This window comes from Citrobacter telavivensis, from assembly GCA_009363175.1.
GTDB classification, from domain to species: Bacteria; Pseudomonadota; Gammaproteobacteria; order Enterobacterales; family Enterobacteriaceae; genus Citrobacter_A; species Citrobacter_A telavivensis.
In genome coordinates this window covers 4,104,165-4,129,374 of record CP045205.1, presented here as the reverse complement: position 1 = coordinate 4,129,374, position 25,210 = coordinate 4,104,165, and the positions used below count along the sequence as shown (strand labels likewise).

Here is a 25,210-nt window from a genome sequence, read left to right as displayed (position 1 = left end):
TATGAAAGCACCTAAAAAGACTCGCGCAAAATCCGTTGCGGTTGTGAACGTTCCTCAATCCCGAGAGGACGTAATTGGCGACATCCGTAAAATTGGCGATATTACCCGTGTCATTCTGCGCCGCGAGACGGAGTTGAATGACAAAATTGCCATGCTGACGAATGATGTTGCACCTGGTATTGAAGCGCTTAAAAAAGAGCTTGAGCGTCTGCAAAAAGGCGTCCAGACATGGTGTGAAGCAAACCGCGCTGAGCTGACGAAAGACGGCAAGACCAAGACGGCTAACCTCACGACAGGTGAAGTTCGCTGGCGTACACGTCCGCCCAGCGTCAGTATTCGCAAGATTGAAGATGTTATTGCGATGCTTAAGAAGTTAAGTCTGGGGAAATTTCTTCGCAATAAAGAGGAGATTAATAAGGAGGCAATTCTGGCGGCACGAGATGAAGTAAAAGGTATCGCCGGAATAACAATTAAAACAGATGTGGAGGATTTCGAAATAATCCCATTTGAACAAAGTGTAACTGATTAATTAACTCTCTTTAAATCTCAACTTTTTAATACGGCATGCCTGCCGGGGCTTCGTGCACCCGCAGGCAGCCAAAGAAGGAGTTTAAATAAATGTCTAACCATAGCACCATCAATATCCAACAGATTCATGATGATATTGCCAGACGTAAAGCGATGCCTGAGTTTGGCCCTGATACCTGTATTGACCGCCTCAAAATAGTTCAGGAGACGCAACGCAGCTTCACACCAGAGATTGTGGAAGCGCTGCTGGATGAACTGAAAGTTGTTACGCACACCGCCGCAGTAGACCATGAAGCGGCATGCTCCCTGGTTGAAGAAAACGAAGAACTGAAGCGAAAACAGGCATCACCGATGGATGGCCCTGATGATTACTTTGCATCACTGGTTTTCGCAGCGCGTTTTCGGGCTGAAAAGGCAATGCGTAAGTATCCGCAGCCGAACTATGTGCTGAATAAAGTTGCCGAGGAAAGCGGCGAAGTGATCAAAGCCGTAATTCATTATGTCGAAGGCCGGGAGACATGGGCGAATGTTGAAGGTGAACTCATCGATAACCTGGCTATGTTGATTCGCCTGGTCACTGATGGTGATCAGGTCATAGGGTTCACACCGCCGGAATCCTGTCGCACGGCCACGCTCCTTCTGGAAATACCATCCGGATGGCGCTGGACACCGAACCTACCGGATTCACAGGAGTGAATGAGAATGGTGATCAAGTTCCCTGAAAAGGTTTTTGAGCTGGGTCAGTGGTGGTATCGCACTGCTGTTGAGTTCGAGATCGACGGCATCAGAAATACCGCTTTTTTCTACTCACTAAACCGATATGACGCCGCTTGCAGGCTCACCGCTATAAAAGAAAATGGTGTGCTGGGCAGCGAGGATACAACGTTTATTGATGCTGGTGACGAGGGGGGGTTATGAGCCGTGCCAATCTGATAAAACTAATCCATGTTGCCCGTCGCAAACTACAGCTGGACGACGACACTTATCGTTCTGTACTGATGCGAGTGACAGGAAAACTCAGTTGTCGTGATCTGAGGATCGGGCAACTGGAGGATGTGCTGAAGACGCTGGAAGATAAAGGATTCAAACGCACCCGCCCCCGTTCTCCGGCCCGTCGTCATCGTGAAACGGATATAACAGCAAAGGTCCGCAGCATCTGGAGGCAGATGCATCTTGATGGGTTCATCCATGACGGTAGTGATAGTGGACTGGATGCGTTCGTTGCGAAGATGACTGTCAGAACCAACAAAGGTAAAGGTATAGCCAGTCTGGCGTGGTGTCGTGGAAACAATCTTCTGACGGTGCTGGAAAGTCTCAAACAGTGGCATCTGAGAGAAATGACGGAGGCGCTGAGTCCACGAGACCTGGCTTTTCAGGACAATCGTGGTTATGACGCCATCAACAGCCTGTATTCCCGTAAGGTAAGAAAGGTAATCATATGAGCGAAAAACAGAATGACCTGTTTGGTGATATCCAGGACGACAGCATTCTGGAACATCTTGACGATGATACCTCGGCGGAGACTGTACGTTTCCCGGCATTGCTGACAGAACTGAATACGCTACTGCGTGGGGAATTGACAAAGCATGGGGTTGATCCGCGTATTTCTCTGGAATTGGTTTACGCGATTAGCTGTCAGATAGGAGGCATGCAGATTTATTTCCCACGCGGCCAGACTCTTGAGTCACTGATTCGTGATATGAAAATCTGGAGGGATTTCAACGGCAGAAACATCACAGAGCTGGTTGAGCGCTACCGTGTTACCTATAAAACGGTGTATAAAGCCATAAGACGTATGCGTAAACTTGAGCACCGCAAGCATCAACTGGATTTATTTGGCTGGGAGTGAAATATGAAATTTACTGATGCATTAATACTGGCTGTTATTTTAGTTGGGGGGTATTACTATTTTTTTGATAAAGATGAACTCACCGGTAATGAAAAACTTATTTCACAATTTGATAAAATGGGAGTCTTGAAAAAAACAGACTGGAAAAAAGGAGCCATCGTTGACGGTGTTCAGGGTTATACAGCGACCACTGAAGATAACGTTGTAAGTACCGTTTGGGCATTAGGTGCAGATACAGTAACAGCAATGGTGATTTCAAGTGGTAAAGATATTGACGGTGAGTCACTGGCCGCCGTTAATCAATGTGTAAAACTTGTGGAGGGGGTGACGGGAAAGAAAGACCCAGAAACTTCACTCAATCAAGTCGCTGAGATTTTTACAAAAGCGACGGCAAACAGGAAAGAAGACGATTCTTACTCAGCATCAGGTTTTGCATCTGGAATGGAATTACGAGCAACTATTCGAAAAATTATGGAGTCAGTAACTTACTCCTGTGATTTACGAAAAGCATAGTGAGTGGATTTGATAATTATATTTATTGAATGAAGCCGGTTAATCCGGCTTTTTTTTCGTCCGGCACATGATGGAAGGGAAATCTAATCCACTTCCAAAGGTGCCGTTTTATGAACAACACCCCCGATTCTCCTGCATTCCGAAATGCTCTTACATTCGTGCTCAGCGCAGAGCGCGGATATGTCAACGACCCCACTGACCGTGGCGGCGAAACCAACCTCGGCATTTCAGATAAACGTGACGGCGTGGCCGATGGCAAGACCGATGTTGATGGTGATGGGAAGCCTGATACCCGCATTCGTGATTTGACCGTTGAACAGGCCGGACAGATTTACTTTCGTGACTACTGGTATCCCGCGTATTGCCCGCTATGGCCGGATGAAGTGGCCCTGTTCGTCTTTGATTCTTCCGTCCAGCACGGCGCAAAAAAGGCTGTTCAGTTGCTTCAGGAAGCTGTCGGATTCACAGGAAAAAGCGTGGACGGCATCGCCGGTAAAAATACCCGCGCTGCCGTTGAAAGTGCTGACCCTGACTGGCTGATGAACCGGCTGTACCTGCGCCGTTCCCGGTATTACGCCGACATCATCAAATCAAACCCTTCACAGGGTAAGTTCCTCAACGGCTGGTTTAACCGCCTGGATAATCTCGCTGACGCCTGCCGTGAGATTTCTGGCGTCCAGTATTCGGTTGCCCGGAGCTGATATGGGTAAGGGATGGGACGCTTCGCTGAAATTGGGACGACGTGACCGACTGCGGCAGGAAGTTCTTCATCGTATGGCCGGTGGTCCCGTCCCTGTACCGACAAGTTATGAAGGTCATGACGGGACGCACGGCAGCTACTACATGCGCGGCTGGTCATCCGTCGATATCAGAGACATCGTCTGGCAGTGCCAGCGATATAAGGAAAAACATAATGTTTAAATCGTTTAGCTGCGACTGGTTAAAACAGGCGCTGGTACAGGTTTTGCGCTCCGGATGGAGCATTGTCATTCTCGTCGGCCTGTCGCTGTTCATCTGTAGTTTCACAGGTCGCCAGGCATTTATGGTCTGGTGGCTGGCACTCTCCGGTGTGGTACTGATCGGATTCAGCATCTTTCTCGGCAATCTGCCGTACAGGCTTCTTAAACCTGAGATGCATATCAGCCGGCATGCCCGTTTCTGGTCGTGGGTCATCTTGGTTGTTGGCGGTTTTCTTCTCCTTCTGAGCCAGCTTTATGCCAGCCCGCTATACCTGATTTTTCTTTCACCAGTTGGTGCTGCTACCGGCGGTCTTATCTGTATGTGGGTTAAACGTAAGGGGCTTCTTGCATGGATCCAGTAACCATCTCTACCGTTGCCAGCGTTCTGATGAAAGCGGGTCCAGCGCTGCTGCGAACCGTGGGTGGGTGGTTTGGCGGTGATACGGCAAAAACGGCAGACTCTGTGGCCGGGATTGTTGAGAACGTCAACAACGTCATTAATCCACAGGACCAGCAACGGGTGCTTGAGCAGAAACTTGCCACGCTTCCCCCAGAGCAGTTCGTCCAGCTCCAGTCCCTGAAAGTCCAGGTTGAGCAGATTCAGATGGAAAGGGATAAGGCTGTTCTGGCTGACCGTCAGGCGGCACACCATGAACAACAGGATACTATTCGCAACGGTGACAACGCCACGGATGAATATGTCCGGCAGACCCGCCCGCTGATGGCCCGCCTGTCACTCTACAGCTGTATTGCATACGTGATGCTGATGTCCCTGGGTCAGCAGGCCGGTGCTGTCTCTGCGGCCTTCGGCCATGCGTTTTCCATGCCGTCACCGGACTGGGATATCGCGCTGATGCTGGCAACGCCGGCGCTCGGATATCTCGGTTTTCGTACCCTTGACGGGTTCGCGCGGTACAGCAAATCCAGTAAACACAAAACGATGGCGGCAGGTAAATGACGGATGAACTGGACAAGGCCAGCGGCCTTGAGATGGCTACGCGTGAACATGCGTTAAATGCTCAGTTAAACCGGGTTAAAGAACGCCCTGAGCATCCCGGATTCTGTAACGACTGCGGTGATGAAATTGACCCGAAACGTCTGGCGGCCATGCCGGATGCAGTGACCTGCATTGACTGCCAGACACTCAGGGAGACCGCATAAATGGAATGGGAGACGGTAAGAAGCAACTGGGCTGTCATCTGGGCCGTCCTGATGTCCGGTATCAATATTATCCATCTGCTGCTGGGGAAAACGTACGCCCGTCGTGAAGAGATGGAAAAAGTAAACAACCGTATGAGCGCAATGGAGAAGGCCATTGACGGTATGCCGTCGCGGCACGAACTCCACCAGTTGCAACTTGATATGAGCAACCTGCGCGGTGAAATACGGGAGTTTTCCGGAACGCTGCGACAGGCTGCCCGTATCAGCGATCTGTTGCTTGAAAACGAACTGAAGGAAAAGAGTTAAGGAGTATGAGCATGCGTGAAATTCTCGACAGCGACCAGCGTCTGGTCATTCTGCGTTCCCTGATGGAATGCGGTGCCAGCGCAAATGAATCCATTCTCCAGACCTGTCTTCAGACTTACGGCCACCGGGTATCACGGGATGTGGTTCGTACCCATCTTGCATGGCTGCGTGAGCAGGGACTGGTCAGTCTCAACGATGTATCCGGATGTTATGTCGCCGAAATCAAGGGCCGGGGTGAAGATGTAGCGCTCGGGATGGCGAGCTGTCCGGGCGTTAAAAAGCCACGAGCGAGGGAATGATTATGGAAAAAGAAAAAATCACCCGGGTTCTGATCAACTGTCGCCAGCAGGCTGAGCAGTTGCGTCGTCTCGCCGGACTGGCTGACCTGCGTGAGTCTGGTGAAATCGGGATGTCCGGGCCTGCACTCTTTCAGGCCGGCGTGGTGATTGACGCACTGTGTAATGCCACTGAACGCGCCATTGAAGGGATCGCACGCCTGGACCGCTCTGAAACTCAGTTGATTGCGGAGCGTGATCAGGTTATCGCCGCACTGGACAGCATGTATGAAGCAGTGACAGGCGCACCACCGGAGTGGAGTAGCGCGTTTGGTTTTACGGATGCTATTGAAGACGTGACATCACGTATTTTCGACCTGGAGAACCCCGGCCATGTCTATTAAACCACTGAGCACCGGCCAGCGTGACATCATCAGAAAAATGGCTGCCATCCTTGTCTGCGCAGAAATTGAAGCCAGGGCCATTGCGCCTCAGTTTGAAAAATCGACGGGTAAAAAGTACGACGCCAAATCAGCGCAGTCATATCTGAACACCTTTCTCAACAACAACCCGGAATACAAACGTGTCTGGACGTTGCTGCTGAAGGACAAAAACCGCCACGAACGTGACTTTCTTGAGCGTCTCAGGAGGGAGAATGGCAAGTGAACGCCAGACGCGCGGGCGTCCGTCAAAGATTGATCTGCTTCCGGATATGGTTCGTGATCAACTGCATCAGATGCTGCGTGACAAGCGGCATACCCAGGAAGAAATACGTGAAGCCATTAATGAACTGATTAACGAGCATAACCTTCCGGAAGACATGCAGCTCAGTCGTACCGGTCTGAACCGTTACGCAAGCCGCATGGAAGAGTTCGGGGCAAAGATTCGTGCATCCCGCGAGATGGCTGAAATCTGGGCGTCAAAACTTGGTTCCGCACCGACGTCCGATGTCGGCAAACTTTTGCTGGAGTTCGTCAAGACGCTCGCCTTTGAAACCTCAATGGATATGGCTAACAGCGATAAGACAGTTGAGCCAAAAGCGCTGGGGCAGCTTGCGCTTGTTGCCCAGCGACTGGAAGCCGCTGCGATGGCAAGCCATAAACGTGAGAAAGAGATCCAGCAGGAGTTCGCGAAGAAAGCCGCTGAGCAGGCGGAAAAAATCACGCGTTCTGCCGGACTGTCGGCTGAGACGGCTGCCGATATCAAACGTCAGATTCTGGGGATTGCAGAATGACAGCTATGTCGACGGCCAGAACACTCACCAGTCAGTCCGCAGCGGCGATCCTGTCGGGTACGTTCGACAAAAGCCAGTTGCTGCTTCCTTATCAGAAGCGGTGGATTGCTGACACCTCTCAACTGAAGATTGCCGAGAAGTCTCGTCGTACCGGTCTGACCTGGGCAGAGGCTGCTGACGCCGCGCTGAACGGGTCAATGTCAGTTGAGGCTGGCGGTTGCGATACGTTTTACGTCGGTACGACGAAAGACATGGCGCGTGAATTCATTGATGCCTGCGCCATGTGGGCCAAAGCCTATGATCGTGCCGCATCTGACATTGGTGAAGAAGTGCTGAAGGATGAGGACAAGGACATTCTGGTCTATGTCATCCAGTTCGCCAGTGGCTATAAAATCAAGGCGCTGTCATCCAATCCGTCGAACCTGCGCGGTATGCAGGGTAACGTCATCATTGATGAGGCCGCGTTCCAGGCTGACCTTGCCGCCGTGCTCAAGGCGGCACTGGCGCTGACAATGTGGGGGAATAATGTCCGTCTTATCTCCACCCATAACGGTATCGATAACCTGTTCAATACCATCATCACCGACAGCCGGGCCGGAAAAAAACGTTACTCTGTCCATCACGTGGATATTGAAACGGCCATTGCTGAGGGGCTGTATCAGCGTATCTGTCAGGTCACCAAAAAAGACTGGTCTGTGGAGGCTGAGGCGGAATGGCTGGCTAACCTTCTGAGCGACACAGCCACTGAAGAAGATGCCCGCGAGGAATACTACTGCGAGCCGAAGAACGGCGGCGGTGTGTATATTGCCCGCTCTCTGCGCGAACGTGCGGCCAGAGGCCCGACCGTTGTACTTCGCTTTACCGGTACGGCAGATTATAACGCCATGCCAGACGGGCTGCGCCGTGTGGACATGCAGGAATGGCTGGAGACCGTTGTTCTTCCCGAACTGGAGAAACTGCCGCAGAACCTGCGACACTGTCTGGGGGAAGACTTTGCCCGTAACGGTGACCTGACAGTGTTTGCGCCGATGACGGTCAACGATGATACGACGCGTAATGTTCCGTTTCTGGTGGAACTCAGCAACGTGCCGTTTAAACAGCAGGAACAGGCGCTGTTTTATATCTGCGATCGTCTCCCCCGCCGCGACGGCATAAAGCTTGATGCCCGTGGTAACGGCCAGTACCTGGCAGAACAGGCGGCGGAAAAATATGGTGATGAAGTTGAGCAGGTGCAACTTTCCGTCAAGTACTACCGGGAGAACATGCCCCGGTTCCGTGCGGCATTTGAAGACAATGAACTGGTACTGCCAAAACATGAAGATGTGATCACTGACCTCGGCGCTATTCAGCTTTATCGCGGCGTACCAGGTATTGATGATGCACGAACTACCGGCACCGATGGTCGCAAGCGTCATGGTGACTCCGCCATCGCTATCTTTCTGGGCTTCCTCGCCAGCCGTGAGGACTGCCGCCGTTATGAAGTCCATAAGTTAAAGAAACCCTCCCGCCCCGATGAGCGCAACGAGCACCGGCAGGTTCGCATCACGCGGGGTCTTAAAAACCAACGGGGATTACTCTGATGTTTAAACAATTATCCGGAGCCGTTCGCCGGCTGTTCAGTCCTGCCACGGGGGAAGTGGTCACCGTGAACAAGGACGAACTCAGGCAGACGCAATCCGCAGCGGCGGTAATGAGTGTACGTTCACCCTCGGCAGGCATCAGCGTTGCCAGTACGCTGAGTCCCGGCAGACTTGCCGGGATTTTACGTAATGCCGCCGATGGTCATGCCCGTGATTTTTTCATCATGGCGGAAGAACTGGAGGAACGTGATCTGCACTATGCCAGTGTTTTACGTACGCGTAAGCTGACCGTTTCCGGGATTGAACCTTCCGTTGAGGCCGGGAGTGATTCCCCACGGGACGTTGAGATTGCGGATGATATCCGTAACCTGATGTCACAGCCGCAGGTTCCCGAGTTACTGTTCGATCTGCTTGATGGTCTTGGTAAAGGTGTCGGTGTCTGCGAAATCCTCTGGAATACCAGCACCACACTCTGGAAGCCCCGCGATTACGAATGGGTAGATCCACGCTTTCTGAAACCTGACCGGGAAACACTGCGTGATTTCAGATTGCTGACAGACAAAAATCCCATCGACGGCGAGCCATTGTCACCGGGGAAATTTATCGTCCATAAACCACGCCTGAAATCAGGTCTGCCGCTGCGTAATGGTCTGGCGCGTCTGGTGGCCGTCATGTATATGCTCAAGTCCTACACCGTCCGGGACTGGTGGGCATTCGCTGAAAAATTTGGCATCCCGATTGTGGTGGGGAAATACGGTAACAACGCCAGCCCGGAACAAATCCAGACGCTGCTGGATGCGATTTCATCACTGGCCTCCGATGCCGGCTGCGCAATTCCTGATTCCATGAAACTGGAAATGCAGGAAGCGGCCAGCCGTAATACTGGTGGCACACTGTTTAAGGAGATGGCGGAATGGTGTGATGCTCAGATTAGTAAGGCCGTTCTGGGGCAGACCATGACCACCGATGACGGCAGTTCACGCGCTCAGGCGGAAGTCCATAATGGTGTCCGTATGGACATCGCAAAATGGGATGCCTGGCAGCTATCCAACACATTGTCTGAGTTCCTTGTCCGTCCCTATGTGGATATGAATTACGGTCCACAGGAGCATTACCCCCGTGTCGTTCTGCGCATCAGCAAGCCGGAAGACCTCAAGGTACTGGTGGATGCACTGTCGCCACTGATTGACCGTGGGATGGAAGTTCAGATGTCAGAGATTCGTGACAAATTCGGACTATCTGAACCGGAGAAAGGCGCAAAGATCCTGGTGCCTGAGATGAAAATGGCTGAGCCATCCGTTGCCATGAACCGCGAGCAGACCGCGCTTAACCGCAGTCAGCCTGATACCCTTGATCTGATGGTCGATGATGCTATGAAAGACTGGCAGCGTACCGGTGATGCGTTCACCAGTCCGGTGCTGGAACTGGCGAAGAAATCTGACAGCTTTGAATCTTTTCTCGCTGGCCTGCCGGCGCTTCAGAAAGAACTTGATGCAGATGAGTTCGCGACGCAGCTGGCGATGCTCTGTTTTAAAGCCCGGTCGCTGGGAGATGTAAACGATGGCTAAGCCGGTCAGCGATAAATACAGCATTATTCCCCAGGAAGCGCTGGCCTGGCTGAAGGCGAAAAAGCTGAAGCCGGGATTTGATTACCGCGATGTCTGGATGGAAGAACACAGCATCGGCTTTACTGTGGCAAAGATGACGCAACTCGATTTGCTCGCTGACGTTCGCCAGCTCGTGGAGGATGCACTGGAGAACGGCCAGACCTTTGAGCAGTTTCGCGAGTCTCTTAAACCCCTGCTGGTGAAACGTGGATGGTGGGGGCAGCAACTGATGGATGACCCACTGACTGGTGAAACCCGTATTGTCCAGCTCGGCAGTGATCGCCGGATGCGTGTTATCTATGACACCAACATGCGAACTGCCCGTGCAGCGGGACAATGGCAGCGAATTGAACGCACACAGCGGGCGATGCCTTATCTGGTCTATACCGTCGGCCCTTCACGTGAGCACCGCGCTGAGCATCTGCGCTGGAAGGATGTCTGTCTGCCTGTTGATCATCCGTTCTGGCGAACACACATGGGGCCAAACGGCTGGGGGTGCAAATGTGGTACGCGGCAAATCAGCCGGTATGAGTATGAGCAGATGAAGGCAAACGGCACTATCAACACTGAAGCACCGGAAATCCGTACAGTCAGGTGGGTTAACAAACGCACTGGCGAGGAAGAGACCATTCCGGAGGGTATTGACCCAGGCTGGGCGTATAACCCCGGCATATCCCGACCCCGCGAACTGGAGGAACAGCTACGCAGCAAACAGGATGCGTTTAACAGTTATTCGCCAGAGAGATAAAAACCATCCCATAATACGCGTGGTGGCATTAACGATTATCGCGTCATGATGACACGTGAAAAATTCGTTAAACGCGCCACAGCGTTTTTAAACGTGTTTTAAACGCGGTTTCATGCAGCGTTTACAGTGAAGCCGGTTAATCCACCTTCTGACCCGTTCCCCTCCACACTGTCCGGAAGTAAACAACGTGACCGGACAACACCATGAACCCGAACAATACGGAACTGCTGGCGCTCTGCTTTCAGCTTCCGGACCTTACTGATGATGCGTTGCCGGAATGGCTGCCGATGATACCGGCTGGAACCTTCACGGGTCGTGATGGCCGTTCGTGGGTAAACAACAACCCGGAAGCCATTATTCGTGCATCGATGAGCTATCCGAAACTCCCGTTTGATATTGAGCATGCAACCGAGCTGAAAGGACCGAAGGGCGAAGAAGCTCCGGCTTACGGCTGGATTGACGGCTATCGCGTCAGTAATGGCGTGGTGGAAGCGCATGTTGAATGGACTGATGACGGTGTGGCGCAGCTGCGTGGCAAGAAATACCGCTATTACAGTCCGGCCTTTGGATACACCGCTGACGGTCAGGTGACCCGCCTGTCCAGCGCAGGACTGACCAACAAACCCAACCTTGATTTACCCGCACTCAACTCTGAGGAAAACACGATGACAGTACCTGTCCAGATTGTGACAGTGCTTGGCCTTGCGGCCACTGCCACAGCAGACGATGCAGTAAAAGCCATTCAGCAGATTAAGACCGCCGAGCAGGTGGCGCTTAACCGTGCTGAGAATCCTGACCTGACGAAGTTTATTCCCGTTGAAACGCACCAGCTTGCACTGAATCGTGCGGAGAGCGCTGAAGGCAAACTCAATGAGATTGCCATCAAAGAATCAGAAGCACTGGTGGACAGCGCCATTGAAGCCGGAAAGGTCGCCCCGGCGAACCGCGAAATGTATCTCGCCACCTGCCGTTCAGAAGAAGGCCGTAAGCAGTTTGCTGAGTTTGTGAAAGCGGCACCGGTCATCGTGAACAAAGAAACGACGACCAAAAAAGAGAGCGACGCTGGCAACACTTCACTCTCCGATGAAGACCTCGCGATGTGCCGTCACATGGGCATCAGCCAGGAAGAATTTCTTTCCGTTCGTAACCAGGAGAAATAATCCATGCAGGTATCCGCAGAAATATTGCATGCGCTGACGACGGCCCTGAGTGCCGCTTTTACCAGAGGTGTCGGGCGGGTCAATCCGCAATATCGAACCATTGCCACTGTCATCCCCAGTTCCGGCGCATCTAACACTTATGGCTGGGTTGAGGACTTTCCGACCATCAAGGAATGGATCGGGGAACGTCAACTGAAAGAGCTGGCTCAGGCCGGGTATGTCATTACCAACAAAACCTGGGAAAACTCGGTCAAGGTTAAGCGTGAAAAAATCGAAGACGACCAGATTGGTCAGTATTCCGTGATTGCTGAACAGCTTGGCCGCGACACCACTATTTTCCCGGACAAGCTGTCGTTTGAATTGCTGTGCAAAGGCTTCAATACGCTGTGCTGGGACGGTCAGTATTTCTTTGATACCGATCACCCTGTTGGTGCACTCACCAAATCGAACGTTGTGGGCGACCCGACGACAGATGCTGGCGAGCCGTGGTTCCTGATTGATGCCACACATGCGCTGCTGCCCATCATTTACCAGGAGCGCCGTCCGTTTAATTTCACCGCCCTCGACGATCTCACCAGTGAACGTGTGTTCCTTCAGAACGAATTCGCCTACGGAACCGATGGCCGTAGCAACGTTGGATTTGGCTTCTGGCAGACCTGTGTCGGGTCAAAAGCAACGCTGAACAAAGCGAACTATGAAGCCGCCGTCTCCGCAATGATGGGTATCACTGACTCTAACGGCGAACCACTGGGCATGAATCCGACGTTGCTGGTTGTCGGTAAAAATAACCGTGGTGCGGCTAAAGCGCTGATTGAAGCGGTCATGGCTGATGGTGGTGGTTCGAACATCTATTACAAGGATGTTGATCTGCTGGTTTCACCTTACGTCAAAGCGTGATGTCGTTACGTAATAAATGACGTAACTCCGGATTAAGGAGGGGTTATCCCTCCTTCAAACGTACCGTAAACGAGGTTTAAAAAGTGAGTGGAAAAGCTAATAAATCAGCCGCTGGCAAGACCGGAACCGCTACGGAAAAGAAAGACGACAAAGCAACGAAGGATACGACTGTCCAGGCGCAACCGGCACCGGTGGCACCAGTTATTACTGATGACGGTCAGACATCACAACCGGCGGTTACAGCTACAGGTGTCACATCTGACCCGGAACCTGCATCCGGTGATGGTGGAATAGCCGTCACTCCGGAACCGTCCGGCCTTATCACTGTACAGGTTGATAAGGGCAATCTCACTGGTGATGAGCTGAGAAACCATCTCTGGCGGGAGACGCTGGAACGTGACCATACAGAAGCTGTTCGCATTACTGAAAACGTCGTGGTGCTGGAAGTCCGCGCCATTCCGGAAAACGGCTTTCATCGCGCTGGCCGGTTCTGGCCGCACGTTCCTGTGCATGTTTTCGTCAGCGACAACCCGGATGAACAGATTCTGGAAGATGCCGGTGGTAAACCGCTGCATGGCTGCGTGATCAGCACCGATACAGCCCGACGTCTGAAGGCTGAAAAGATGCTGATTGTGACCGAACTGGAGGCTGTTACCGAACCTGAAACCGGTGCGGAGAGCGAATAATGGGCATTTACGTAACGCGTGAAGACCTGCTGGCAACCGATGGTGACCGTGTCTGGAACATGGCAATCAACAAAGAGACGCAGCAGCTCGACGAAGAAAAGATCCAGCGGGCGATTGATGACACTGATGCAGAAATTAATTCCTTTCTGGCGAAACGTTATCAGTTGCCGCTGAATCTTCCGACCCTGCCGAGTCCGTTGCGCCGTGCTGCGGTTTCTATCGCGTTTTACTGGCTGTCTGACCGGGACCATCAGATCACCGATGAAATCCAGAAGCGTTACGACGAAGCCCTTCGCACCCTGCGTGAAATTGCTAACGGCACCCGTGACCTCGGTGTGCCGTCTGACACCCCGGTTCCTGAGACCGACACCGGAAAGCTGATCATTGTCAGTGAAAACCGCCGTCTGTTCACCCGTAACAACCTGAAAGGGGTGCTGTGATGGGAATTACTGTCGAGGTCAGAGGCGACCAGAAGCTTCAGGACATTCGTCGCGCGATTGAGCGGCTGGCTGACCAGTCACTGCAACAGGAGCTACTGGAGAGCATTGGTGCTGTTGTGGAGTCACAAACCCGCCGGCGCATCGCCAGCGAAAAATCCAGCCCTGCCGGTGAGAAGTGGCAGGACTGGTCTGACAGCTACGCGAAAACCCGACACAGCAACCAGAGTCTGTTACAGGGCAACGGCGATCTGCTCGACAGTATCCAGTATGTGGTCAGCGGCTCAGTCGTTCGTGTGGGTACACCGCTTGATTATGGCCGGACGCACAACGAAGGATTTTCCGGCTCGGTGTCCGTGTCAGCCCATAAGCGGCTCATCTCACAGGCGTTTGGTCGGGCGCTTAAGCACGGTGTATGGCAAACCGTGGGAGCGCATAAACGTATGTTAAACATTCCGCAGCGTGAATTCCTCGGTCTGTCCTCCGGGAACAGTCAGGAGTTGCTGCACGTCATCGGGGATTTCTGGAATGAGGTTCTGCAATGAATGAGCGTCCGGAGTTCGTCACTCTGGGCAGTACGGTCAGTGCTGCCGAGAACATTGTTAACTGGCTAAAAATCGAGCTGGAAGGTGAAAAAAAACCTGACCGGGTAGAAAAGGTGGAACGTCACATCGGTCAGTTTAATACCCCGGACCAGGTCAAAAGCTTTATGTCCGGGCGTGGTGGAAGTATCCGGATTGCAGCCCTGCGGGTCAGGAACATTCGTAACCGTAACGGTATGACCGGCCTTGTGACCTGGGCGGCCTACATCATGATGGCTGATTTCTGGGGATACCCGCGCGATGCTCGCTGTGAGGTTATCGCCGGACGACTTGCCCGTCGTATCAGTTGCCGTGAAGCGGCTGCGGGTATGAAGGCTGAGCGGATGGCCGAAAATATTTACGCTGAAAATCTCTGGTCGGGGGGGCTGGAAAATCTCGGTATCACCATGTGGGCCGTCACATGGGAACAGGAGTTTCGGCTTGATGATGAGATCGACCTGTCCACACTGCCGGAATTCCTGCGACTGGGTGCAAGCATTGTGGTGAACGGTCAACCGGTAAGCGATGTGCCGGAAATCATAAACGTAAGAGAAGGACAGTCTGATGAGTAAGAAAATGATTAAGCCATCGCGGGCGGGCCTGCTCGTCCGTAAGGCTGATGGCCGTCACCTTGATGCTGATGGCGAGGCACTGCCGGCAAATGCTTACTGGCTGCGCCGTGAAAAAGAAGGCGATGTGATCATCACTGAGCTGCCGAAGTCCCGCACACCTAAAACCGATAAGGAGGCATGATGTCCATCGGTAATATTCCTGATGATACTCGTGTCCCGCTGGTCTGGATCGATATCGATAACTCTATGGCGATGAGTGCCGCGCCGGCACAGTCCCGTAAAATTCTGGTGATAGGTCAGCAACTCGCCAGCGCGACTGCTGAGCCATTGGCACTGAACCGTATTACCGGTGACAGTATGGCCGATGAGCTTTACGGACGCGGCTCCATGCTGGGTGAAATGGCAAAGACAGTCCGTAAGGCCAACAAATATACCGAGATGTATGCGATGGGTATGGCTGACATTGCCCAGGGTGCAACTGCGAGCGCCACCGTCACGATGCTCGGTACTGCGACTCAGGCCGGTACGCTGGCACTGATGATTAATGGTGTGTCTGTCCAGGTGGGCGTCAGCATCGGTGATGACGCCGAAGCCATTGCCGGCAATATCATCACAGAGGTAACAGCAAAACCTGCAACGCAGGTCTCGGCCACTTTAAAGGCTGATGCCGCCGCGACCGTAGTACTGACAGTGAACTGGAAAGGCATCACGGGGAATGACAGCGATGTGCGTCTGAACTTTTATCCAGGTGAAAAAACACCTGCGGGTATCAGTGCCACATTGACAGCCTTTACGGGCGGCTCGGGTACACCTGATATTCAGGCGGTTGTCGCCGCGCTGGGTGATGACTGGTATACGGATATCATCTTTCCGTACAACGACACGCAAAGTCTGAACACCATTCGTGACGAACTGCTGGAGCGCTGGGGGCCACTCAAGATGATGGAGGCTCTGTTGTGGACTGCTTTTCGCGGTACGCATGCCCAGAGCGGCACGTTCGGTCATACCCGTAATGACTGGCTGATTTCCTGTATCGGCACCAACATCGCGCCGGAACCGTCATGGTTGTGGGCTGCCAGTTATGGTGCGACAGCGGCCTACCAGCTTGCTCTTGACCCGGCCCGTCCACTCCAGACACTGGTGCTGACCGGCATCAAAGCACCGAAAAGCGGCATTCGCTGGGACATGCCGGAACGTAATTTGTTGCTGCATGACGGTATCGCAACGCACTTTGTCGATGCGGGTGACAATGTCTGTATTGAGCGCGAAATCACCATGTACCGCGTTAACCGCTATGGTGATACCGATATTTCGTATCTCGATGTGCAGTCGCCGGCAACGCTTGGCCGCATCCGGTATGTCATCAAAAACCGTTTCACCAGTCGCTACCCACGGCACAAGCTGGCGGGTGATGACGTGCTCGATTTGCTCGATGCCGGTCAGCCAGTGATGACACCGAAAATTGCAACCGCTGAGCTGCTGGATATTGCACTGACTGAGCTTATCCCGGCAGGGCTGGTGGAGGACTTCGAGGACTACAAAGACACGCTTGATGTCACCATCGACAGCAACGATCCGAACCGCCTGAACTTTATCTGTCACCCGAATCTGGTGAATCAGTTGCGCGTTCTGGCCGGTCTCATCCAGTTCAAACTTTAAGGAGCCAGCATGGCAAATATTCTGGGTATGGCGGCTATTCGTGTTAATGGCCGCGAAATCAAAACTGAAGGGAAATCCGTGCTGAATCCGGGTGGCTATGCCCGCCAGCAACATATGGGCGGTGGCAAGGTCTGGGGTAATTCCCGCAAGATGGCCGCCCCTTCCATCAAGCTGACCATTGCTGCGGATCGCGACGTCGATGTGATTGAAATCAGTAACTGGGAGGATGTGACTGTCATGTTCTACGGTGACAACGGTCTCAATTACATGATGACCGGTGCGGCCACCGATAACCCGGCAGAACTGGACGAAGACGCGGGTACGGTTTCGGCCAACTTCATCGGCGTCAAGTGTGTGAAGGTGTAAGACATGGCTGAACTGACATTCACTCTGAAACACGGTCTGCGTACCGGCAAAGGCACCGTCGATGAAATGCTTCACAAGGATGTGACACTGCGTGAACTGACATCCCGTGACGTTATCGAATCGCAACTGGCCTCTGAGCGCGTTGTTATCGGTGATCACGGCAAGGCTGTCGCGTACTGCTCTGAGGTGATGATGGGGCTGGAGATGATGCGCCGGCAGATTAAGCAGATTGGTCAAATCCCCGGCCCACTGGACATGAATCAAATCTATGGTCTGCATCCGGAAGATTTGAAGTTGCTGACAGAAAAGGGTCAGGCTATGGACGACATGCTCGGGGAGACTGCCGAACGGGGGCGACATGATGCCGATGGCAGCGGCACTCAATCTACTGCTGATTAACCTCTCTCAGCGTTTCGATGTTAACCGGCTTGAGCAACTGCCCCTGCGGCAGTTGCTTATTCAGGTCAGGCAACTGAGGAAGCAATATGACAAACCGCCTAAGCACTGAAATTCTGATTAACCTTGCCGGGAACCTGACGGCGAAAGCCCGCCAGTACGGCGCTAATATGAGCGAGTTTGCCAGCCGTAACCAGAAAGCAATGTCTGTTGTTAAAGCCGCGTCGGAATCTGCGGGACGTGGTCTGGATATGCTCAGCAACCGTTACACCACGATGATTGCCGGCCTTGCCAGTGGTGCCGCACTGAAAGAGTTTGCTAAAACAGACAGACAATTAACAGGTCTGGGTATTGCTGCCGGTAAAACTCGCGATGAGATGCGCAATATTTTTGCGGGTATCCAGGATACAGCCATCAAATTCCGTGTCGATGACTCGGAGGTGTTGGCGGCTCTGGAGAATGTCAATAAAACGACCGGTGATCTGGATTTTGGTATTCAGAATAAGGACATGATAGCTGCCTCTATCGCTGCATCGGGTTCTGACGGCCAAGCAATTGGTGGATTGTTTGCAACTTTTCAGAAGTTTCAGACAAAGAATGCCCAAGAGAACCTTCAGGCAATGGATATTGCCAACAACTTGGGCAAAGAAGGCGCATTCGAACTGAAAGATGCAGCGGAGAAAGCAACCAGGGCGTTATCAATGTACGCAGCTGCTGGAGGGAAAGGCGTCGAAGGAATCAAACAGGGGCTGGTGGTTCTGAACTCGGCAAGGGATGCTACGGGTGATCGCGATACAGCAGCCACGGCGACTGAAAACCTGATTCGAGATCTGCAATTACCAAAGGTCGTTGACACCCTCAAGCAGAAAGCCGGGATTAACGTTTATGACAAGGACGGAAAGATGCGTTCGCTTTCAGTGCTCTTGGCTGAAGTAGCGAAATCATCCGGTAGCAAGGGGGCGCAAGAGCAGAACAAAAGACTTCTGGAAGCCGGTTTTAATCAGGACAGTATTTTACTTATCAGTAGCGTCACCTCCGGCAAAGGGGCGGAAAATCTTAAGCGATACCAGTCAGTTGTCGGAGACGGTACAGGCATCATGAAAGACGCCGAATATGCGGCGAAGGATTTTACTTCGGCGCTGACCAGTCTGAGTGTCACATGGAAGAAATTTTCTAACAACAATCTTGCCGGTCCTGTACAGGAACTGGCTGATGCTATCAATTCCGTTGATCAAAAGACGGTTCAGAACTGGCTTGAAATCGGCAAGAAAATAGCTATTGCTACTGCCGGAGTCATCGCGGCACGTAAGGCTTTTAAAATCGGTAAAGGTGCATGGGATTTTCTTCAGCCAGAAAAAGGCGGTAAAGGTATCCCTAAAGGCGTCTCCGATGTTTTTGGCTCCGGCGTCATGCCGGTTTATGTCGTGAACATGGGCAAAGGCGGTATGGGTGGTCCGGGTGATATGGTCCCGTCTGGACCAGACGGGAAAAATCCCCGCAAACCTAAAGGCCCAAGACGTCTTGGTGGGCTGAATTGGATGGTTGGTCCGACAATGCTGGCGTCAACTATCCCATACCTTTATGAAGAACCGCCGCTGACCGATGACGACAAGGACAGTATGGTTCAGTGGGCAAAGGATCGCGCTAATCGCAAAGCGAGTGAGAAACCGGTTATTGATCCGCGCCCGTGGGCATCACTGACGCCGGCGACGCCGTTCGTTCCTGCGTCAAACAATCACCCGGCAGAAACACCACGTCCTGAAACGAATGACCATTCTTTGTTTGGTGTCATCGTTGATTTCCTGCGTGGCACCAATGCCGCCATTGAAAACAAAAACGCATTCGATAAGCCAGTTCAGCCACCAGCATTGCCAACAACCGTACAAAAAATGCAGGGTGAGATCCGTGTCATCCTCGAAGGTGGCGGACGCGTTAAAAGTGTCAGCATGAACCAGCCGGGTATCAAACTCAGCGCATCGGCTGGCGTGTCCAGCGTGGAGCAAAGCTGATGGCCGTTACCCGATGGGAAGACCTGCGCGATGCTTCATTTCGTGGCGTGGCGTTCTGGCTGGTGAACAACGAAGGCACTGGCGGACGTCGTGCCATCCCACGGGCCTACCCTAAAAAAGAAGTGGGCTGGACCGAGGATAATGGTGCCGTCCTGACCCAACAGCAAATCAACGGCAAGCTGATTGGAAAGAACTACCAGAGCGAACTGGAGGCACTTCTCCGCGCCCTGAACACACCAGGCCCTGGCGAACTTATTCATCCGTGGTTCGGCATTCAGAAGGTTCAGGTTGGCAAGGTTTCGCACCGACTGAGCACAGAAGAAGGCGGCATTGCCTATGTCGATTTTGAAGTGTTCGAAGCGGGTGAACGTCTGTTTCCATCCGCCGCTGAAAATACCAGTCTGACGGTAATGAGCGCGGCAGATAAGGTCAAAGACGCTCTGGCGAACGGCGATGTCTTTGCCCTGCTGGATGGTCTTGGTGAGATGGCCGATACATGGATGGACGATATGGAAAATCTGGTGGTGGGTGTGCTGACGCTCCCCTCCGCGATTACTGAATGGACTGATCGCCTCGGGCGTTTTCGTGGGTTAATTGAGCTGGCCGTCGCGAAACCTGCCGGATTTATCAATGATGTTCTGAACCTTGTAAGCGGCGTCCGTGAGACTGTGACCGAACCTCTGTGGTCAATGCGGGTTTACGATCAGCTCCGCAGCCGGTGGCAGGGAGAACAGTTTTCCGGTTCATCTTCTTCGCCGTGGTCATCGCCTGATTCGGTCACAAATACAAATGACCGTGCGACAGCTGCTGCACTTCACCAGTTACCCAAGTACATGTCAGTTACACCGGGTTCTGTTACTGACGGGACCTATGGCTTTGCCAGCAGCCTTCCTGATGTCGTTCCTGAACTGACGGATTCTATGCAGGCTAACATCACTGATTTTCGTCAGTTGATCGTCGTTGCCAGTCTTATCGGACAAGCAGAGACCATTGCCAGCACTGAGTTCAGAAGTAGTGAGGAAGCCATCAGTACGGGCGACACGCTGGCTGAGCAACTGAATGAACAGGCGGTGTACGCCGTGGAAAACGGCCAGCGGGATTTGTGGCATGCCCTGCGTGAGCTGCGTTTTGCCGTCGTCAATGACGTGCGGGTCAGGAGCGCTCAGTTGCCACAGGCCCGGATAGTCACCCTGACTACGACATCCCCTGTATCCCTGATTGCATGGCGTGAGACCGGTAATACAGAGAACCGTGACGCCATTGCCACACGGAACCGGCTGCGTGACCCGGCTTTCATTCTTCCAGGTAAACCTGTCGAGGTAACAGAGTAATGGAAATGGTTGTGCTTGAGGTTGACGGCCAGCAGTGGGACGGATGGACCGAGATGTCCATCACTTCCTCACTGGAGGCTGTTGCCGGCGAATTTGATCTCACTGTCACCACGCAATGGTCAGAAGCATCACCGCGAATCATTAAGCAGGGTATGCCCTGCATCGTCAGGCTGGGAAAGGATACGGTTCTGACAGGATATATCGATGATTTTATTCCCAGCTATGACGCAGAGAACATGAGTATTCGCGTCATGGGCCGGGATAAAACCGGCGATCTTGTTGACAGCTCTGTGGTGCATAAGTCCGGCCAGTGGAAAGGTGTTCGACTGGAGCAACTGGCAACGGAAATCTGCAAACCCTACGGCATCAGTGTTATCAGTGAAACTGACACTGGTGAAACCTTCGGTAGCGTGGTGCTTGAACAGGGAGAGACCGCTTTCGATCTTCTTGACCGCCTGGCTAAACAACGCGGCGTTCTGCTTACTGCTGATGGCCTGGGTAATCTGATCATCACCCGTGCATCAACAAAGCGTGCCGGCGTTCCTCTGATTTTCGGGACCAATATTCTTGCCGCCCGTGGCCGGTTCAGTTGGCGAGAGCGAAACAGCCAGTACATCGTAAAAGGCACGTCCAGTGCCGGTGGAAGCACATGGGACGCTCAGCCAGCGAAAGTGACAGGTGGACGTCAGACCATTGTTGATGATGGTGATATCAACCGCTACCGCCCGAAAATCCTGGTGAATGAAGACAGCCTGACCGTCGGCGGTGCGAGTACACGTGGTGAATGGTACAAAGCCCGGATGATGGGCGAAGCCAACAGCACCGAAATCACGCTGGCTGGGTGGCGCGAAAATGGCGATGACAGCCCGTTATGGCAAAAAAACAGACTCGTCGATATTGATGACCCGATACAGAACCTGAAGGCCACGTGGCTGATTAAGAGCGTGACGTTCACTGAAGGTGATAACGGGCGTATCTGCGTTCTGACACTGGTTCCTCCTGAATCAATGGACATGCCTGAAACCGGCACGAAGAAAACGGGTAAGAAAGGCAAAAAATCAAAGGCAAAGACGGTGGCAACATGGGACTGAATCCGGCAAACATCGGTCGCACACTTGAAGGTATTGGACGCCGGCTGCGGCTGCTCGTTGACAGAGCTGTCGTCCGTATCGTTACCGACAGTCTTGGTCGCCAGAATCTCCAGATCCAGTCTCTGGCTGACTCAACCAATGATGACGTTGAGCGTTTCCAGAATTACGGTCTGACATCCGTTCCGCCTGTCGGTTCAGAAGCACTCATTCTGGCGGTAGGGGGACGTCGAGAAGGACTGGTGGCAATCGCTGTTGAAGACAAGCGCTGTCGTCCTAAAGGTCTGGAGGATGGAGAGGTCAGGTTATATCACGGCGATGGTCAGTCATATATCACCCTGAAAAAGAATGGCGTTATCGAAGTTAAAGGGAAATCGGTTAATTACGATGTCCTCGATATGTTTGAGATAACTACAAAACAGTTAAAAGTTAACGGCCCTACCCAGTTTACAGAAGATATTCAGGTTGCCGGTAAATCTGTGCTTGAGCATTTCCATATTGACGGAGATGACGAAAAAACATCGGAGATGAAATGACTATTGGTATCAGTTGGAATAATCAACTCTCCAGAGGTGAACTGACAATTAACCATGATGGTTTATCGCGTGATGAAGGTATGGTCACACTGGTTCTGATTTGTCTTTTTACAGACGTCCGTGCTGATACCGATGACATTATCCCCGATAATTCATCTGACCCGCGAGGCTGGCCCGGTGACACCTTCAGTGATTATCCGTGGGGGTCAAAACTCTGGCTACTGGACCGCGAAAAACTGACGGAAACCGTCAGAATGCGAGTGGAAGATTATGCGCTGCTCTCCATGCAGCCTCTTTTACGTTCCGGATATGCACGTAATGCAACGGTGACGGCCACGATAAGCGGCAGTGATCGGATTAATTTTATTGTCATCCTTACCCGCCCGGATAAAACAACGCTCCGGATTGAAATAAGTAAACGCTGGGAGTCCACCGCTAATGACTTATAACGTTCCCGCACTGCGCAAACTTATTACTGACGGCGAAAAAGATATTGCCTTTGAACTGGGGCTGCAAAAACTTCCACCAGTAGGTGTTGAGAAGGCACTTAATACCTCATTCAGTAATCAGGTGCGTGATTTATACGACCACCAGAGCTGGATCAAAGACCAGATTATTCCGTCCGTTAAATCTGATGATGAAACCATTATCGAAACTGCGGCCAGTGAAGGCGTCATAAGAAAACAGTCCGCGTTTGCGAAGGGGCCGGCTGTATTTAAAGGGACCACGCCATTACCGGAGGATGCGGAGATGCAGACCGCTTCCGGTGTTGTTTATGCCGTGACGGCTTCCGGAGTTCCTGTGGATGGTGTGATGACAGTAACCATTCAGGCAAGCGATGCCGGCGTATCCGGAAACCTTCCTGAAGGTGAGAGTCTGACACTGTTATCCCCCGTTCCCGGTGTGGAGAGCATCGGTTCAACGGGAACGGGAGGCATCACGGGAGGTGCAGATATTGAACCTGTCGCTGAACTTCTTGACCGGCTTTTATTTCGTAAGCGCAATCCACCCGTTGGCGGCGCGGTGCATGATTATGTTATCTGGGCACGTGAAATGGCTGGCGTAAGTCGGGCATGGGCATTTGATGCCTGGCATGGCCCATGCACAATCGGGCTGGCATGGGTTTATGACGATCGTACAGTGATTACCCCCGGATATCAGGACCGGAAAAATATGGAGGATTATCTTTTCCGTCATCCCGACCCGGCAACTGGTGTATGGGTTGGCAAACCAGGCGGAATAGAAGTATGGCCCGTTGAGCTGGTACTTCGCCCGGTCGATATGATTATTGACATAACGCCGGATACGCCCGCTACGCGTAAGGCTGTCCAGTCTCGTCTGTTGACGCTCCAGAAGACGCTGCAACCTGGGCATACGCTACCCATTTCAGCAATCAGGACTGCAATCGGCACAGCATCTGGTGTGACCGATTACACACTGAATCTGACTGCTGACATTCCCTGCGATCAGAATGAACTTATCACTATCGGGGAACTGACATGGCCCACAGCGTAGATGAATGGCTGGGTGCTTTATGGCAGATCATGCCGCGTGGTAAAGCCTGGTCACGGGATGAAGACGGAGATTTAAACCGTTTTTTACGGGCGTTAGCCAGACGTTTAAGTCAGACGGAATTTGATGCAGAGAGCCTGCTTCCGGAGATGCGGCCAGAGACAACATTCCTGCTGCTGGAGGAATGGGAAAAATACCTTGAACTACCAGAGTGTGGGCAGTTAAGCGGAACTGTAGAAGACCGACGTCGGGCTGTTGTGGAGAAATATCATCGTAAAGGGGGGCTTGCCCCGTGGCAGATTGAAGCGGTAGCCGCAGCGCTTGGGTTTACTATCCGGGTCACCGTCATTCTTCCTCATCACTGCATGCGTAGCTGCATGTATCCCCTTTACCCGGCCCGTTATCGCTGGACTTTACAGATTGATGTACTCGACATCAAAGGTGGACGCTTTACCTGTATCGATAATGTCATGACACCACTTCTTAGCGAACGCGCCAGAGAGCTGGAGTGTGTGCTGACTAAATATCGCCTCGGCGGTACAGCATACGAATATTTTTATTCTTCAGGAGATAACTGATGTTTCACGTAGATAATTCGACCGGTGTTCCGGTTATGCCACAACCGTCCCCTGTCACCAGTGAGGCTGAACTGTTCTTTACTGAAGGTGGTAATGGAACCCCTCCGACGTACCCCGGCCCCGACTGGTTTAACATCGTTCAGAGCGAATTGCTTAATGTTGTCAGAACCGCAGGGATTTCCCCTGACAAAATGGACAGTACGCAATTACTGGCTGCACTCGGCATGTTGTTCCTGCAACGCAATAATCCATTCGGAGACATCGCTCAGGATGGTCCAGAGGCGATTGCAACGGCTCTCTCAAACCTTCAATTGGGAGAAGCCGCGAAAAGAGATGTCGGCACTGGCGAAAATCAGATACCGGATATGTCCAGCTTTGGTGCTGGCTCAGGATGGAGCCAATTACCAAACGGGAAATTATTGCAGTGGGGGACTTACACTGGCTCTGCAACAACAGGGACCATAAATTTTCCGGTTCCTTTCCCGATTTCAGTAGGGCGAGTAATTATGTCTCTATCAGGGACCAGTGCTGATGCGGGATCTATTGCCTACGTTCTCCAGGACGATAACTCGTTATCAAAAACATCGTTTTTCTTTCGTCGTGCGGGTGCGCAGGTGCGATTTAACTGGTTCTGCATAGGTG

Annotated in this window: 35 protein-coding genes and 2 pseudogenes; all 37 read left to right on the top strand. The window is 52.5% G+C overall.

Annotation, left to right across the window (positions count from 1 at the left end; translation table 11 throughout):
* Position 1 precedes the first annotated feature (1 nt).
* The 37 genes and pseudogenes from GBC03_22240 to GBC03_22060 all read left to right on the top strand — a co-directional run bounded on the left by GBC03_22240 (position 2) and on the right by GBC03_22060 (position 24,894).
* Positions 2-529, top strand: a complete 528-nt coding sequence (locus GBC03_22240; GenBank protein ID QFS72728.1) for a host-nuclease inhibitor protein Gam — start codon at positions 2-4, stop codon at positions 527-529.
* Between the two features lie 365 nt (positions 530-894).
* Positions 895-1,152 (top strand): annotated as a pseudogene (locus tag GBC03_22235) (hypothetical protein).
* Between the two features lie 78 nt (positions 1,153-1,230).
* Positions 1,231-1,446 carry a hypothetical protein gene (locus GBC03_22230; protein ID QFS72727.1) on the top strand — a complete coding sequence of 72 codons (216 nt, stop codon included), beginning with the start codon at positions 1,231-1,233 and terminating at the stop codon, positions 1,444-1,446.
* Positions 1,443-1,970, top strand: a complete 528-nt coding sequence (locus tag GBC03_22225; GenBank protein ID QFS72726.1) for a DUF1018 domain-containing protein — start codon at positions 1,443-1,445, stop codon at positions 1,968-1,970. The genes GBC03_22230 and GBC03_22225 overlap by 4 nt, the downstream gene beginning before the upstream one ends.
* Positions 1,967-2,377, top strand: a complete 411-nt coding sequence (locus GBC03_22220) for a transcriptional regulator (GenBank protein ID QFS72725.1) — start codon at positions 1,967-1,969, stop codon at positions 2,375-2,377. Before GBC03_22225 ends, GBC03_22220 begins: the two co-directional genes overlap by 4 nt.
* 3 nt (positions 2,378-2,380) lie before the next feature.
* Entirely contained in the window at positions 2,381-2,890 is a 510-nt protein-coding gene (locus GBC03_22215; GenBank protein QFS72724.1) for a hypothetical protein, read from the top strand.
* Between the two features lie 110 nt (positions 2,891-3,000).
* Complete coding sequence (locus tag GBC03_22210) at positions 3,001-3,591, top strand: peptidoglycan-binding protein (GenBank protein ID QFS72723.1); 591 nt, start codon at positions 3,001-3,003, stop codon at positions 3,589-3,591.
* Position 3,592: 1 nt separating this feature from the next.
* Entirely contained in the window at positions 3,593-3,811 is a 219-nt protein-coding gene (locus GBC03_22205; GenBank protein ID QFS72722.1) for a hypothetical protein, read from the top strand.
* Complete coding sequence (locus GBC03_22200; protein QFS72721.1) at positions 3,804-4,211, top strand: hypothetical protein; 408 nt, start codon at positions 3,804-3,806, stop codon at positions 4,209-4,211. The genes GBC03_22205 and GBC03_22200 overlap by 8 nt, the downstream gene beginning before the upstream one ends.
* Positions 4,199-4,807 carry a hypothetical protein gene (locus GBC03_22195; GenBank protein QFS72720.1) on the top strand — a complete coding sequence of 203 codons (609 nt, stop codon included), beginning with the start codon at positions 4,199-4,201 and terminating at the stop codon, positions 4,805-4,807. Before GBC03_22200 ends, GBC03_22195 begins: the two co-directional genes overlap by 13 nt.
* Positions 4,804-5,010 carry a TraR/DksA family transcriptional regulator gene (locus GBC03_22190; GenBank protein ID QFS72719.1) on the top strand — a complete coding sequence of 69 codons (207 nt, stop codon included), beginning with the start codon at positions 4,804-4,806 and terminating at the stop codon, positions 5,008-5,010. The genes GBC03_22195 and GBC03_22190 overlap by 4 nt, the downstream gene beginning before the upstream one ends.
* Entirely contained in the window at positions 5,011-5,316 is a 306-nt protein-coding gene (locus GBC03_22185; protein QFS72718.1) for a DUF2730 family protein, read from the top strand. It abuts the gene before it with no gap.
* 11 nt (positions 5,317-5,327) lie between these two features.
* Entirely contained in the window at positions 5,328-5,615 is a 288-nt protein-coding gene (locus tag GBC03_22180; protein ID QFS72717.1) for an ArsR family transcriptional regulator, read from the top strand.
* Positions 5,616-5,617: 2 nt separating this feature from the next.
* Complete coding sequence (locus GBC03_22175; protein ID QFS72716.1) at positions 5,618-5,995, top strand: hypothetical protein; 378 nt, start codon at positions 5,618-5,620, stop codon at positions 5,993-5,995.
* On the top strand, positions 5,985-6,257 hold the full coding sequence (locus GBC03_22170) for a hypothetical protein (GenBank protein ID QFS72715.1): 273 nt from the start codon (positions 5,985-5,987) through the stop codon (positions 6,255-6,257). The genes GBC03_22175 and GBC03_22170 overlap by 11 nt, the downstream gene beginning before the upstream one ends.
* Positions 6,247-6,825, top strand: coding sequence for a DUF3486 family protein (locus GBC03_22165; GenBank protein QFS72714.1), 579 nt, complete (start codon positions 6,247-6,249; stop codon positions 6,823-6,825). The genes GBC03_22170 and GBC03_22165 overlap by 11 nt, the downstream gene beginning before the upstream one ends.
* Positions 6,822-8,405 carry a hypothetical protein gene (locus GBC03_22160; GenBank protein QFS72713.1) on the top strand — a complete coding sequence of 528 codons (1,584 nt, stop codon included), beginning with the start codon at positions 6,822-6,824 and terminating at the stop codon, positions 8,403-8,405. Before GBC03_22165 ends, GBC03_22160 begins: the two co-directional genes overlap by 4 nt.
* Positions 8,405-9,973 (top strand): DUF935 family protein, encoded by a 1,569-nt coding sequence (locus GBC03_22155; GenBank protein QFS72712.1) that lies wholly within the window; start codon positions 8,405-8,407, stop codon positions 9,971-9,973. The genes GBC03_22160 and GBC03_22155 overlap by 1 nt, the downstream gene beginning before the upstream one ends.
* Complete coding sequence (locus tag GBC03_22150) at positions 9,966-10,760, top strand: hypothetical protein (protein QFS72711.1); 795 nt, start codon at positions 9,966-9,968, stop codon at positions 10,758-10,760. Before GBC03_22155 ends, GBC03_22150 begins: the two co-directional genes overlap by 8 nt.
* Positions 10,761-10,963: 203 nt before the next feature.
* A complete protein-coding gene (locus tag GBC03_22145; protein ID QFS72710.1) occupies positions 10,964-11,920 on the top strand; it encodes a peptidase in 957 nt (318 codons plus the stop codon).
* 3 nt (positions 11,921-11,923) lie between these two features.
* Entirely contained in the window at positions 11,924-12,817 is an 894-nt protein-coding gene (locus GBC03_22140) for a phage head protein (protein QFS72709.1), read from the top strand.
* Between the two features lie 83 nt (positions 12,818-12,900).
* Positions 12,901-13,503, top strand: a complete 603-nt coding sequence (locus GBC03_22135; protein ID QFS72708.1) for a hypothetical protein — start codon at positions 12,901-12,903, stop codon at positions 13,501-13,503.
* A complete protein-coding gene (locus GBC03_22130) occupies positions 13,503-13,943 on the top strand; it encodes a DUF1320 domain-containing protein (protein ID QFS72707.1) in 441 nt (146 codons plus the stop codon). Before GBC03_22135 ends, GBC03_22130 begins: the two co-directional genes overlap by 1 nt.
* On the top strand, positions 13,943-14,485 hold the full coding sequence (locus tag GBC03_22125) for a phage morphogenesis protein (protein QFS72706.1): 543 nt from the start codon (positions 13,943-13,945) through the stop codon (positions 14,483-14,485). Before GBC03_22130 ends, GBC03_22125 begins: the two co-directional genes overlap by 1 nt.
* Positions 14,482-15,093: a hypothetical protein gene (locus GBC03_22120; protein QFS72705.1), complete on the top strand. Its 612-nt coding sequence runs from the start codon at positions 14,482-14,484 to the stop codon at positions 15,091-15,093. Before GBC03_22125 ends, GBC03_22120 begins: the two co-directional genes overlap by 4 nt.
* On the top strand, positions 15,086-15,274 hold the full coding sequence (locus tag GBC03_22115; protein ID QFS72704.1) for a DUF2635 domain-containing protein: 189 nt from the start codon (positions 15,086-15,088) through the stop codon (positions 15,272-15,274). The genes GBC03_22120 and GBC03_22115 overlap by 8 nt, the downstream gene beginning before the upstream one ends.
* Positions 15,274-16,752: a phage tail protein gene (locus tag GBC03_22110; GenBank protein ID QFS74101.1), complete on the top strand. Its 1,479-nt coding sequence runs from the start codon at positions 15,274-15,276 to the stop codon at positions 16,750-16,752. Before GBC03_22115 ends, GBC03_22110 begins: the two co-directional genes overlap by 1 nt.
* Positions 16,753-16,761: 9 nt before the next feature.
* The gene (locus tag GBC03_22105) at positions 16,762-17,118 is read left to right on the top strand and encodes a phage tail protein (GenBank protein QFS72703.1); all 357 of its coding nucleotides are present in this window, start codon (positions 16,762-16,764) and stop codon (positions 17,116-17,118) included.
* A 3-nt stretch (positions 17,119-17,121) separates the two neighbouring features.
* The gene (locus tag GBC03_22100; protein QFS72702.1) at positions 17,122-17,517 is read left to right on the top strand and encodes a hypothetical protein; all 396 of its coding nucleotides are present in this window, start codon (positions 17,122-17,124) and stop codon (positions 17,515-17,517) included.
* Between the two features lie 86 nt (positions 17,518-17,603).
* The gene (locus GBC03_22095; GenBank protein QFS72701.1) at positions 17,604-19,523 is read left to right on the top strand and encodes a phage tail protein; all 1,920 of its coding nucleotides are present in this window, start codon (positions 17,604-17,606) and stop codon (positions 19,521-19,523) included.
* Complete coding sequence (locus GBC03_22090) at positions 19,523-20,854, top strand: multidrug DMT transporter (GenBank protein ID QFS72700.1); 1,332 nt, start codon at positions 19,523-19,525, stop codon at positions 20,852-20,854. Before GBC03_22095 ends, GBC03_22090 begins: the two co-directional genes overlap by 1 nt.
* Complete coding sequence (locus GBC03_22085; protein ID QFS72699.1) at positions 20,854-21,945, top strand: phage tail protein; 1,092 nt, start codon at positions 20,854-20,856, stop codon at positions 21,943-21,945. Before GBC03_22090 ends, GBC03_22085 begins: the two co-directional genes overlap by 1 nt.
* Positions 21,936-22,478, top strand: coding sequence for a phage baseplate assembly protein V (locus tag GBC03_22080; protein ID QFS72698.1), 543 nt, complete (start codon positions 21,936-21,938; stop codon positions 22,476-22,478). Before GBC03_22085 ends, GBC03_22080 begins: the two co-directional genes overlap by 10 nt.
* Entirely contained in the window at positions 22,475-22,927 is a 453-nt protein-coding gene (locus tag GBC03_22075; protein QFS72697.1) for a hypothetical protein, read from the top strand. The genes GBC03_22080 and GBC03_22075 overlap by 4 nt, the downstream gene beginning before the upstream one ends.
* Complete coding sequence (locus GBC03_22070) at positions 22,917-23,993, top strand: phage baseplate protein (protein QFS72696.1); 1,077 nt, start codon at positions 22,917-22,919, stop codon at positions 23,991-23,993. Before GBC03_22075 ends, GBC03_22070 begins: the two co-directional genes overlap by 11 nt.
* Positions 23,978-24,568 carry a DUF2313 domain-containing protein gene (locus GBC03_22065; protein QFS72695.1) on the top strand — a complete coding sequence of 197 codons (591 nt, stop codon included), beginning with the start codon at positions 23,978-23,980 and terminating at the stop codon, positions 24,566-24,568. The genes GBC03_22070 and GBC03_22065 overlap by 16 nt, the downstream gene beginning before the upstream one ends.
* Positions 24,568-24,894, top strand: a pseudogene (locus tag GBC03_22060) (integrase). Before GBC03_22065 ends, GBC03_22060 begins: the two are co-directional and overlap by 1 nt.
* The last annotated feature ends 316 nt before the right edge of the window (positions 24,895-25,210 follow it).